Here is an 11066-nt window from a genome sequence, read left to right on the forward strand (position 1 = left end):
CAGGAGCGCACCGGTGCGCGACCGTAATCCACGACGGTCGCGCACAGGTGCGCTCCTGCAACGAACCGTAGCGGGCGGCATCCGTCCGGAACGCCCGGAGCGGCCCCTGCCGGCAACGTGCACCCGCGCACATGCACCGGCCCGACAAATGCAGGCTTTCCCTTTACTCTTGCCGGCATGTACACCCAGTGCCCCGACTGCCGCACGGTTTTCTCGCTCGACGCGGGCGTGCTGGCACATGCGCGCGGGGCGGTGATCTGCGGCAACTGCGAGACCCTGTTCGATGCGCTGGACACGCTCGCCGACCAGCTGCCGCCCGAACCCTTCCGGCTGCTCCCGGGGAATGCCCGCTCCGAGGAAGCGCCGCGGCTCGAGGTGGCGGTGTACCGTCCGCGCGAGGACGTGCCGGTCGCGGAGCCCGCGCCGGCCGTACCCGCGTTCACCCCGCGCTTCGTGCACGAGCGCCGCGCGGCACGCAAGCGCCCGCGCCGCTGGCCATGGGTGTTGACCTGCGCGCTGCTCGCCCTGCTGCTGGCCGCCCAGGTGGCCTGGGCCAAGCGCGGGGCGTTGATTGCCGATCCGGCCATCGGCAGCTGGCTGCGCCAGGCCTGCGCCACGCTCGGTTGCCGGCTGCCACTGGTGCGCGACGTGCGCCACCTGCATCTGGTCGCGCGCGACGTGCAGGCGCACCCGAGCGTGCCCGGCGCACTGATGATCAGCGCCACCGTCCGCAACGACGCGCCGTTCGCCCAGCCCTATCCGGTGGTCTCGCTGACGCTGTCCGACGCCGATGGCCATCGCCTGGCGATGCGTCGCCTGCACCCGTCCGAATACCTGGACGATGCGGCTGCGCTGCGCGCCGGACTGGCCCCGGGCGCCAGTGCGGCCGTGCTGATCGAGGTCGCCGACCCCGGCAAGCGGGCGGTGGCGTTCGAATTCGGTTTCGAATGAAACGAACCGGCCGCACTTAATTTTATCGGCGCGCGCCGGTACACTCGGTCCTTCGCGCATGCGCCCATCGCATGCCAAGCGCGCCATGCCGGCGCGGATCCGCCATAACCACTGCAGCGGCCCACGCAGGTCGCCGCGTCGCTCGTGAGGTACTGCCCGTGAACGCCGTCCGATTGCCTGTCAGCGAGGCCGTCAGGGAGCCCCCGTCGTCGCAGAGCGCGCTGGGCGAGTGCGTCAGCCGTACCGTGCGCCGCTACCTGGCCGACATCGGCGACACCGAATGCGACGAGGGCCTGCACGCGCTGGTGATCCGCGAGGTCGAGGGACCGCTGCTGCGCGAGGTGCTGGCGTTCCACGACGGCAACCAGAGCCGCGCCGCCGCGGTGCTCGGCATCAACCGCGCCACGCTGCGCAAGAAGCTGGCCGCGCACGGGCTGTTGTAGGGTCCAGGACCGCCACGCTCGAATCCCCGGCGCGCGGAGCGGGGCACGGCTCGCTGGAGCGCACGCCGGGCAGACCACCTCAACGACATGGCACGGTCGCCATCGCGGCACCCCCGGCCATGCGTCACGCGGATCCGCCTGTTTGGACGTTTGGCCGTCCAAAACGATACTGCTCCACACGCGTTATAATTGCCGGCTTCCCCCACCCTGGAAGCCGCCATGCCCGCCGTCACCCCGATCCGCCGTGCCCTGCTCAGCGTCTCCGACAAGTCCGGGCTGATCGACCTGGGCCGGCGCCTGGCCGCGGCCGGCGTCGAACTGCTTTCCACCGGTGGCAGCGCCAGGGCGCTGCGCGAGGCGGGCATCGCGGTGACCGACGTCAGCGAACTCACCGGCTTCCCGGAGATCATGGACGGCCGCGTCAAGACGCTGCACCCGAAGGTGCATGGCGGCCTGCTCGGCCGGCGCGGCACCGACGACGAGGTCATGGCCGGACTGGGCATCGCGCCGATCGACCTGCTGGTGCTCAACCTCTATCCGTTCGAGCAGACCGTGGCAAAGCCCGACTGCACACTGGAGCAGGCGATCGAGAACATCGACATCGGCGGTCCGGCGATGCTGCGCTCGGCGGCGAAGAACTGGGCCGACGTCGCGGTGCTGACGTCGCCGGAGCAGTATGCGGAGGCGCTCGCCGAGATCGAGCGCGACGGTGGTCTCTCCCGCGCCACCCGTTTCCGGCTCGCGGTGGCCGCGTTCAACCGCGTCTCCGATTACGACGGCGCGATCAGCGACTACCTGTCGGGCCTGAAGCTCAACGAGGCGCATGACGCGATCGCCGGCCACGAGACCTTCGGCGGCCAGGCCAACGGCCGCTTCGTCAAGCTGATGGACCTGCGCTACGGCGAGAACCCGCACCAGCAGGCCGCCTTCTACCGCGACCTGTATCCGGCCCCCGGCACGCTGGCGACCTTCCGCCAATTGCAGGGCAAGGAGCTCTCGTTCAACAACATCGCCGACGCCGACGCCGCCTGGGAATGCGTGCGCAGCTTCGTCAAGCCGGCCTGCGTGATCGTCAAGCACGCCAATCCCTGCGGCGTGGCGGTGAGCCTGGAAGGGACGGCCAAGGCCTACGACCTGGCCTTCCAGACTGACCCCACCTCCGCGTTCGGCGGCATCATCGCGTTCAACCGCGAGGTCGACGGCGCCACCGCGCGCGCGATCGTCGAGCGCCAGTTCGTCGAAGTGGTGCTGGCGCCCGGCTACGCCGACGACGCGCTGAAGGCGTTCGCGAAGAAGGGCAACGTGCGCGTGCTGGTGATCCCGCCGCCGGCGGACGGCGACCTGCGCGCGCCGCGCCCGGGCATGAACGTCAAGCGGGTGGGCTCCGGCCTGCTGATCCAGACCGCCGACACCGGCATGATCGGCGCCGCCGACCTCAAGGTGGTCACCAAACGGGCGCCCACGCCCGAGCAGATCGACGACCTGGTCTTCGCCTGGAAGGTGGCCAAGTTCGTCAAGTCCAACGCGATCGTCTACGCGAAGCACCGCCAGACCATCGGCATCGGCGCCGGCCAGATGAGCCGCGTTTACAGCGCCAGGATCGCCGGCATCAAGGCGGCCGACGAGAAGCTCGAAGTGCGCGGCTCGGTGATGGCCTCCGATGCCTTCTTCCCGTTCCGCGACGGCATCGATGCCGCTGCCGAAGCGGGCATCGTGGCGGTGATCCAGCCCGGCGGCTCGATGCGCGACGCCGAGGTCATCGCCGCGGCCGACGAGCACGACATGGCGATGGTATTCACCGGCATGCGCCACTTCCGCCACTGAGTTCGAGCCCTGTCCCGGGAGAGGGGCGCGGGCGAGGATTCCGGCGAAGCGGGAGCTTGCGATGCGTGCGGACCCGCGTCCATCGGTCCGCACCAGCTTCTCCCGGACTGGCAAGCAACCGCCGTGCGGCGCTATACGAAACGCTGCACCAGTTCCCGCCATTCCTGCTCGGGCGGGTCGTTGCAGAACGGCATGCCGGCCCGCCCGTACCAGTAGCGGGCATTGTCCAGATCGCCTTCGAGACGGTGCACGTGCGCATGGATCGCCGCGGCACCGGGGTCATCGAGCAGCTGCACCAGGTGATGGGCACGTTCCGGCTCGCCGTGGCGCAGCCACCACAGCGCCTGCAGGTGGTCGGACAGACCGGCGGGCGGCTTGCCGCCGGCGAGCGACGCTTCGAACCGGGCCTTGTCCATAGGCCCATTGTGCGCCCTCACGGCGCCTTGTGGTGGCGATTGCGAGGCTAGCCGGGACACGCGGAGCCCGGGCCATGACCTACGAGCTTTACTACTGGAGCGGCATCCAGGGGCGCGGGGAGTTCGTCCGCCTCGCGCTGGAAGACGCCGGCGCCGACTATGTGGACGTCGCCCGCCACCGTGGCGACGCGGTGATGGACCCGTTCCTCGCCGGCGAGAGCACCGAGGATGCGCTGCCGTTCGCCCCGCCGATCCTGCGCGCCGGCCACCTGCTGATCGCGCAGACCGCCGCCATCCTGGCCTACCTGGGCCAGCACCTGGCCCTGGTGCCCGAGGGCGAGGCGCGGCGCATCTACGCCAACCAGCTGCAGCTGACCATCGCCGATCTGGTGGCCGAGGTCCACGACAGCCACCATCCCGTCGCCGCCAGCCTCTACTACGAAGACCAGCGGCAGGAAGCGCAGCGCCGTGCGGCCGACCTGCGCAAGCACCGCCTGCCGAAATACCTGGGCTATTTCGAGCAGGTGCTCGCGCGCTCGGACGGACGCCACGCGCTGGGCGAGCACTCCTATGTCGACCTCTCGCTGTTCCAGCTGATGGCCGGGCTGGACTACGCCTTCCCGAACGCCATGCGCCGACTGGGCAAGGACCTGCGGCGGCTGCGCGCGCTGGCCGGGGAAATCGCGCAACGCCCGCGCATCGCCGCTTACCTCGCGTCGCCCCGGCGCCTGCCGTTCAACGAGCAGGGCATTTTTCGCCACTACCCCGAACTGGACGATTGACACCTTGGTGGGAGTGCACCCGGGCGCGACGCGCGGCAAAGGTGCGCATGGCGGTCGCGTCCGGGTGGGCTCCCACAGGGTCCCGGCGAGCTTCAGAACAGCGCGATGACGACCGCCCCGGCGACGATCAGCCCGCCACCCAGCAGCAGCGGCACGCTGGGCTTCTCGCCCAGGAACACCAGCCCCAGCACGATCACCATCGCCACGCTGAGCTTGTCGATCGGCGCCACCTTGCTCACCGGCCCCAGCTGCAGCGCGCGGTAGTAGCAAAGCCACGACAGCCCGGTGGCGATCCCGGAAAGCACCAGGAACAGCCAGCTGTGCCAGGGCAGCCCGGCCGGGCGCGCCCACTCGCCGCGCAGGCTGAGGATGCCCGCGGTGACGGCGAGGATCACCAGCGTGCGGATGAAGGTGGCCAGGTTGGAGTTGATCCCGGCCACGCCGAGCTTGCCGAACAGCGCGGTGAGCGCGGCGAAGAACGCAGAGCCCAGCGCGAACAGCAGCCAGCTCTGGCGCAGGTCCATGGCCGACTCAGTGACCTGCGGAGGATGCCGGCGCGGGTTTGGACTTGCCCCACTCCAGAATCTTGTACATCACCGGCCGCGTGGGCTTCTGGCCGTGCTCGTCGACCAGCCGTCCGCTCGGGTCGACCATGTAGGTCTGCGCGATACCGCTCGGCGGCGTGACCACCACCATATAGAGCTGGCCGTTGCGGCGGTATTCCTGCACGGTGTTCTCGCCCTGCGTGTGCACGGTGACCTCGGGCATCGGCTCGCCCGAGCGGATCGGCGCAGGCTTGCGCGGCAGCATCGACGTGCCGCTGCGCGCCGGGGCCGCCGGGGCCTGGGATGGCGTCGCCGGTGCGGTCGCCTGCACGCCCGGGTCGTTCATCCCCGGGGGCGGCGGCACGTTCACCGGCGGCGGGGTCGACTGGGCGAAAGCGGGCGCGGCAAGCAGCGCGGGGAGGAGGACGAGCGCAGCGGGAAGCTTCATGGCGTGGGTCCTGGGGGAATCTGGCGCGAGCATAGCAGCGGCCCTGGCGCGGCCCGGTGAACCGCGACCTCATGGCACGCATGCGAGAATGCCCGGATGGCACAGCTCATCCTGATCGACGGCTCCTCTTACCTCTACCGCGCCTTCCACGCGCTGCCGCCGCTGACCAACGCACGCGGCGAGCCCACCGGCGCGCTGTTCGGCGTGGTCAACATGCTGCGCGCAACGCTCAAGGCGCAGCCGGAATACCTGGCTTTCGTCTGCGATGCGCCCGGGCGCACCTTCCGCGACGAGATCTACACCGAGTACAAGGCCAATCGCGCGGCGATGCCCGACGACCTGCGCGCGCAGGTCGAGCCGATGATGGCGATCGTCGGCGCGCTCGGCTTTCCGATCCTGTGCGTGCCGGGCGTGGAAGCCGACGACGTGATCGGCACGCTGGCCCAGGCCGCCGCCGCGCAGGGCATCGACGTGACGATCTCCACCGGCGACAAGGATCTGGCCCAGCTGGTCGGCCCGCACGTGAAGCTGATCAACACGATGACGAACACCACGCTGGACATCGCCGGCGTCACCGAGAAGTTCGGCGTGCCGCCCGAGCGCATCGTCGACTTTCTCTCGCTCACCGGCGACAGCATCGACAACGTACCGGGCGTGACCAAGTGCGGCCCCAAGACCGCCGCCAAGTGGCTGGCCGAGTACGGTTCGCTGGACGCGGTCATCGCCAACGCCGACAAGGTCGGTGGCAAGATCGGCGAATACCTGCGCGAGGCGCTGCCAAAGCTGCCGCTGTCGCGCGAGCTGGTCACCATCCGCACCGATCTGGAGCTCGAGCACGGCCCGACCGACCTCACCCTGCGCGAGCGCGAGACGGCGACGCTGCGCGAGCTGTTCACCCGCTACGAGTTCAAGGCGGCGCTCAGGGACCTGGACGCCGAAACGCTGGGCGAGCCGGGCCCCGCGCCCGTCGCCGCGGTGGCACCGGCCACGCCGGCGCCCGCCGCGGCCAAGCCTGGCGAATACGAACTGGTCACTTCCCCCGAACGCTTCGAGCATTGGCTGCAGAAGCTGCGCGAGGCGCCGCTGATCGCCTTCGACGTCGAGACCAGCGACATCGACGCCATGCGCGCCGAGCTGATCGGGCTGTCCTTCGCGGTCGAATCGGGCAAGGCCTGCTACATCCCGGTGGCGCATGACTACCCGGGTGCACCCTGGCAGCTGGACCGCGACCAGGTGCTGCATGCGCTCAAGCCGCTGCTCGAAGACCCGGCGGTCGCGAAGCTCGGTCAGCATTCGAAGTACGACATCAACGTGCTGTCGCACTACGGCATCGGGGTGCAGGGCCTCAAGCACGATTCCATGCTCGCCTCCTACGTGTGGAACGCCACCGCCACACGCCACGACATGGACTCGCTGGCCAGCCGCTACCTCAACTACCAGACCATCCGGTACGAGGACGTGGCCGGCAAGGGCGCCAGGCAGATCCCGTTCTCGCAGGTGGACCTGGACACCGCCTGCCGCTACGCCGCCGAGGACGCCGACATCACCCTGCGCCTGCACGAGGCGCTGCAGCCGATGCTCGCCACCGTGCCCGCGCTCAAACGCGTGTACGAGGAGATCGAGGTGCCGCTGGCGCCGATCCTCGCCGGCATGGAACGCAAGGGCGTGCTGATCGACGTCGACGAACTGCGCAAGCAGAGCCAGGAGCTCGGCAAGCGCATGCACGAGCTGCAACAGCAGGCCCATGCGGAAGCCGGCAGCGCCTTCAGCCTGGACTCGCCCAAGCAGCTGCAGGCGATCCTGTTCGACCAACTCGGCCTGGCGGCCAAGGTGAAGACGCCCAAGGGCCAACCCTCCACCAACGAGGAGGCGCTGGAGGCGATCGCCGACGACCACGCGCTGCCGCGGCTGATCCTGGATTACCGCGGCCTGGCCAAGCTGCGCTCGACCTATACGGACAAGCTGGCGCAGATGGTCAATCCGCGTACCGGCCGCGTGCACACGTGCTATCACCAGGCGGCGGTCGCGACCGGACGCATCTCCTCGTCCGATCCGAACCTGCAGAACATCCCGGTACGCACCGACGAGGGCCGGCGCATCCGCGCCGCGTTCGTGGCGCCGCCCGGCTGGGTGGTGATGGCGGCCGACTACTCGCAGATCGAGCTGCGCATCATGGCGCACCTGTCCGGCGACGAGGCGCTGCTGCGCGCGTTCAGGAGCGGCGGCGACGTGCATCGTGCCACGGCGGCGGAGGTCTTCGGCGTGGCGCCGGAGGACATCACGCTCAACCAGCGCCGTGCCGCCAAGGCGATCAACTTCGGCCTGATGTACGGCATGAGCGCGTTCGGCCTGGCCCGGCAGCTGGGCATCGACCGCGGCGAGGCCAGCGACTACATGGCGCGCTACTTCTCGCGCTTCGCCGGCGTGCGCGCCTTCATGGACGCCACCCGCGAGCAGGCGCACCGGGACGGCTTCGTCGAGACCATCTTCGGCCGGCGGCTGTACCTGGAGAACCTCAAGGCGCGCAACCAGGCGCTGCGTTCCGGCGCCGAGCGTGCCGCCGTCAACGCGCCGATGCAGGGCAGCGCGGCGGACATCATCAAGCGCGCGATGATCGCCATGGGCGGCTACCTCGCCGACCGCACGGACGCGCACATGCTGATGCAGGTGCACGACGAACTGGTGTTCGAGGTACAGGAAGACGCCGTGGACAGCATGCGCCAGGCGGTGATCGAGCGCATGTCCGGCGCGGCCGAGCTTGCCGTGCCGCTGGTGGTCGACGTCGGCGTGGGCACGAACTGGGAGCAGGCGCACTAGCACCGCTTTGAGCCCCCTCCCCTCCGGGGAGAGGGTTGGGTAGGGGTGGGGCTCGCGGGAAAGCTTCGTTAGACGGGCTTGTCAGAGCACACAAGCGCAGGATTTCAGGCGAGCCCCGACCCCTCACCCCAGCCCTCTCCCCGGCGGGAGAGAGAGCAGATCTGCGGGGATGAACGGATCCTGACCTGTTCCGTTTCTCTTGAACGTCTCCCTTGAAACTTTCCTACCCGGGACGCATCCAAGGTTCCGGATGCACGCAACGGCATCCGCGACCCGTCCACCTCCCTGAGCGGGTCAAACCGGATGCGAACCTCTCCCCTGGGCTTCGCATCCAACCCCGGCCCCGAAGGTTCCCCCTAGCCTTCGGGGCTTTTTTTCGCCCATTCACGGCCGAGCCCGCTAAGATCGGGCCACCCCAACCGAGGAGGCGGCTCATGCGTGCAGGACTCATCATCGTCGGGATCATCCTGCTGATCGCCGGCATCTGGATCACCATCGGCAACGGCAGCTACCGGCAGACCGACACCGTGGCCCAGCTGGGCCCGGCCAAGATCGAAGCCACCCACGAGAAGGCCGTGCCGCAGTGGGTCGGCATTGCGGGCATCGTGGTGGGCGGACTGCTGACCATCGGCGGTTTCGTCAAGAAGCGCTGAGTCCGCCGGCGCGCCGCGTTCGCGCGGCGCGCGTGACGGCGCCGGTACAATGGGTCGATGGATGTTTCGTACCTGATCGACTCGTTGAACGACGCGCAGCGCGAGGCCGTCTGCGCGCCCCCCGGCCACTACCTGGTGCTGGCCGGCGCCGGTTCCGGCAAGACCCGCGTGCTGACCCACCGCATCGGCTGGCTGACCCAGGTCGAGCGCGTGCCGCCGTGGGCCATCCTGGCGGTCACCTTTACCAACAAGGCCGCCGGCGAGATGCGCGCGCGGCTGGACTCGCTGATCCCCGGCGGCACCCACGGCCTCACCGTCGGCACCTTCCACGGCATCGCCCACCGCCTGCTGCGCCGGCACTGGCGTGAGGCGGGACTGCCGGAAGGTTTCCAGATCCTCGATGCCGACGACCAGCAGCGCCTGGTCAAGCGCGTCGTGGCCGGGCTCGGCCTGGACGAGGCGCGCTTCCCGCCGCGCCAGGCCACCTGGCAGATCAACGGCTGGAAGGACGAGGGCAAGCGCCCGGATGCCATCGAGCACGGCAACCACCCGGTCACCCGCACGCTGGTGCAGATCTACCAGGCCTACGAGGAAGCCTGTCGCCGCGCCGGCCTGGTCGACTTCGCCGAGCTGCTGCTGCGCGCGCACGAGCTGTGGCTGAAGAACCCGGCCGTGCTGGAGCATTACCAGCAGCGCTGGCGCCACCTGCTGATCGACGAGTTCCAGGACACCAACGCGCTGCAGTACGCCTGGATCCGGGTGCTCGCCGGCCACGTCGGCAAGGTGTTCGCGGTGGGCGACGACGACCAGTCGATCTACGGCTGGCGCGGGGCCAAGGTGGAGAACATGCAGCAGTTCTTGCGCGACTTTCCCGGCGCGCGCACGATCAAGCTCGAGCAGAACTACCGTTCGACCGCGACGATCCTCAAGGCCGCCAACGCCGTGATCGCGCGCAACGGCGGCCGCCTGGGCAAGCAGCTGTGGACCGCCGGCGAGGCCGGCGAGCGCATCGCCCTGTACGCCGCCTACAACGAGCAGGACGAGGCGCGCTTCGTGATCGAGCGCATCCGCGAATACATCGCCGAGCACGGCAATGCCAAGGACTGCGCGATCCTCTACCGCTCCAACGCACAGTCGCGCAACTTCGAGGAACAGCTGATCCAGCGCGACCTTCCCTACCGCGTCTACGGCGGCCTGCGTTTCTTCGAGCGCGCCGAGATCAAGGACGCGCTCGCCTACCTGCGACTGACCGCCAACCGCCACGACGACGCGGCCTTCGAGCGGGCGGTGAATACCCCGCCGCGCGGCATCGGCGACCGCACCCTGGACGTGCTGCGCCGGCGCGCGCGGACCGAGGGCAGTTCGATGTGGGAGGCGGCATTGGGCGAACTGACCGACGGACGCGAGCTGGCCGGCCGGGCGAAGAATGCGGTGAAGGGCTTCCTGGCGCTGATCGACCAGATGGCGCGCGATTTTCAGCCCCTCTCCCCCCGGGAGAGGGGTTGGGGTGAGGGTACGGGCACGCCGGATGCGCCTGCTCCGGCCGAACCCTCACCCCCAGCCCCTCTCCCGACGGGAGAGGGGAGCCAGGCGCTCACCCTCGCCGAACAGATGGACCACGCCATCACCCACACCGGCCTGCGCGACCACTACGAAAAGGACAGCCGCGGCAACGGCGAGGCGCGCGTGGAGAACCTGGACGAGCTGGTCAACGTCGCCAGCCGCTTCGCCATGACGCCGGAGGACGTCGAAGCGGGCCTGAGCGAGCTGTCCGCGTTCCTCTCCCACGCCGCGCTCGAGGCGGGCGAGGGCCAGGGTGAGGCCTGGGACGACTGCGTGCAGCTGATGACACTGCACTCGGCCAAGGGCCTGGAGTTCCCGCTGGTGTTCCTGGTCGGCATGGAGGAAGGCGTGTTCCCCAGCCAGCGCTCCACCGAGGACGAGAGCCGGCTGGAGGAGGAACGTCGCCTGGCCTACGTCGGCATCACCCGTGCGCGCGAGCGGCTGGTGGTGACCCACGCCGAGTCGCGGCGCATGCACGGCACCGAGATGCTGGCGCGTCCCTCGCGCTTCCTCGCCGAGATGCCCGCCGAACTGATCGACGAGGTGCGCCCGCGCGTGCAGATCAGCCGCCCGCTCTATACGAGGCCCTACGCCGACACTTCGTCACTGGAAGAAAACCTGCCG

General features: G+C 69.6%; 10 protein-coding genes. 7 read left to right on the forward strand and 3 right to left on the reverse strand.

Features of this window, described 5'->3' with window-relative positions:
* The first annotated feature begins 177 nt into the window (after positions 1-177).
* The 3 genes from VFH59_RS01510 to purH all read left to right on the forward strand — a co-directional run bounded on the left by VFH59_RS01510 (position 178) and on the right by purH (position 3218).
* Positions 178-951 (forward strand): zinc-ribbon and DUF3426 domain-containing protein, encoded by a 774-nt coding sequence (locus VFH59_RS01510; RefSeq protein ID WP_325163124.1) that lies wholly within the window; start codon positions 178-180, stop codon positions 949-951.
* Between the two features lie 152 nt (positions 952-1103).
* Positions 1104-1394, forward strand: a complete 291-nt coding sequence (locus VFH59_RS01515; RefSeq protein ID WP_325163133.1) for a helix-turn-helix domain-containing protein — start codon at positions 1104-1106, stop codon at positions 1392-1394.
* A gap of 219 nt (positions 1395-1613) precedes the next feature.
* Positions 1614-3218: a bifunctional phosphoribosylaminoimidazolecarboxamide formyltransferase/IMP cyclohydrolase gene (gene purH, locus VFH59_RS01520; protein WP_325163125.1), complete on the forward strand. Its 1605-nt coding sequence runs from the start codon at positions 1614-1616 to the stop codon at positions 3216-3218.
* A gap of 131 nt (positions 3219-3349) precedes the next feature.
* Here the strand turns inward: purH and VFH59_RS01525 are convergent, their stop codons facing one another.
* Positions 3350-3634, reverse strand: coding sequence for a hypothetical protein (locus VFH59_RS01525; RefSeq protein ID WP_325163126.1), 285 nt, complete (start codon positions 3632-3634; stop codon positions 3350-3352).
* Between the two features lie 74 nt (positions 3635-3708).
* Between VFH59_RS01525 and VFH59_RS01530 the strand changes: the two genes are divergently transcribed.
* Positions 3709-4416, forward strand: a complete 708-nt coding sequence (locus tag VFH59_RS01530; RefSeq protein WP_325163127.1) for a glutathione S-transferase — start codon at positions 3709-3711, stop codon at positions 4414-4416.
* Between the two features lie 92 nt (positions 4417-4508).
* Here the strand turns inward: VFH59_RS01530 and VFH59_RS01535 are convergent, their stop codons facing one another.
* Together VFH59_RS01535 and VFH59_RS01540 are read right to left on the reverse strand one after the other, a co-directional pair.
* Complete coding sequence (locus VFH59_RS01535; RefSeq protein WP_325163128.1) at positions 4509-4940, reverse strand: EamA family transporter; 432 nt, start codon at positions 4938-4940, stop codon at positions 4509-4511.
* A 7-nt stretch (positions 4941-4947) separates the two neighbouring features.
* Positions 4948-5409, reverse strand: a complete 462-nt coding sequence (locus tag VFH59_RS01540) for a DUF2782 domain-containing protein (RefSeq protein ID WP_325163129.1) — start codon at positions 5407-5409, stop codon at positions 4948-4950.
* A 96-nt stretch (positions 5410-5505) separates the two neighbouring features.
* Here VFH59_RS01540 and polA point away from each other — a divergent pair, with 96 nt between their 5' ends.
* From polA to VFH59_RS01555, 3 genes are all read left to right on the forward strand, one after another.
* Complete coding sequence (gene polA / locus VFH59_RS01545) at positions 5506-8226, forward strand: DNA polymerase I (protein WP_325163130.1); 2721 nt, start codon at positions 5506-5508, stop codon at positions 8224-8226.
* A gap of 434 nt (positions 8227-8660) precedes the next feature.
* On the forward strand, positions 8661-8879 hold the full coding sequence (locus VFH59_RS01550) for a hypothetical protein (protein WP_325163131.1): 219 nt from the start codon (positions 8661-8663) through the stop codon (positions 8877-8879).
* Positions 8880-8936: 57 nt separating this feature from the next.
* A partial coding sequence (locus VFH59_RS01555; RefSeq protein ID WP_325163132.1) for a UvrD-helicase domain-containing protein occupies positions 8937-11066 on the forward strand: 2130 nt, incomplete at its 3' end.

It is taken from the genome of Frateuria sp. (assembly GCF_035695185.1).
Classification (GTDB): domain Bacteria; phylum Pseudomonadota; class Gammaproteobacteria; order Xanthomonadales; family Rhodanobacteraceae; genus Frateuria_A.

Coding starts and splice junctions, on each gene's coding strand:
- VFH59_RS01510 (WP_325163124.1), top strand. CDS start 178: ATGTACACCCAGTGCCCCGACTGCCGCACGGTTTTCTCGCTCGACGCG.
- purH (WP_325163125.1), top strand. CDS start 1,614: ATGCCCGCCGTCACCCCGATCCGCCGTGCCCTGCTCAGCGTCTCCGAC.
- VFH59_RS01525 (WP_325163126.1), bottom strand. CDS start 3,634: ATGGACAAGGCCCGGTTCGAAGCGTCGCTCGCCGGCGGCAAGCCGCCC.
- VFH59_RS01530 (WP_325163127.1), top strand. CDS start 3,709: ATGACCTACGAGCTTTACTACTGGAGCGGCATCCAGGGGCGCGGGGAG.
- VFH59_RS01535 (WP_325163128.1), bottom strand. CDS start 4,940: ATGGACCTGCGCCAGAGCTGGCTGCTGTTCGCGCTGGGCTCTGCGTTC.
- VFH59_RS01540 (WP_325163129.1), bottom strand. CDS start 5,409: ATGAAGCTTCCCGCTGCGCTCGTCCTCCTCCCCGCGCTGCTTGCCGCG.
- polA (WP_325163130.1), top strand. CDS start 5,506: ATGGCACAGCTCATCCTGATCGACGGCTCCTCTTACCTCTACCGCGCC.
- VFH59_RS01550 (WP_325163131.1), top strand. CDS start 8,661: ATGCGTGCAGGACTCATCATCGTCGGGATCATCCTGCTGATCGCCGGC.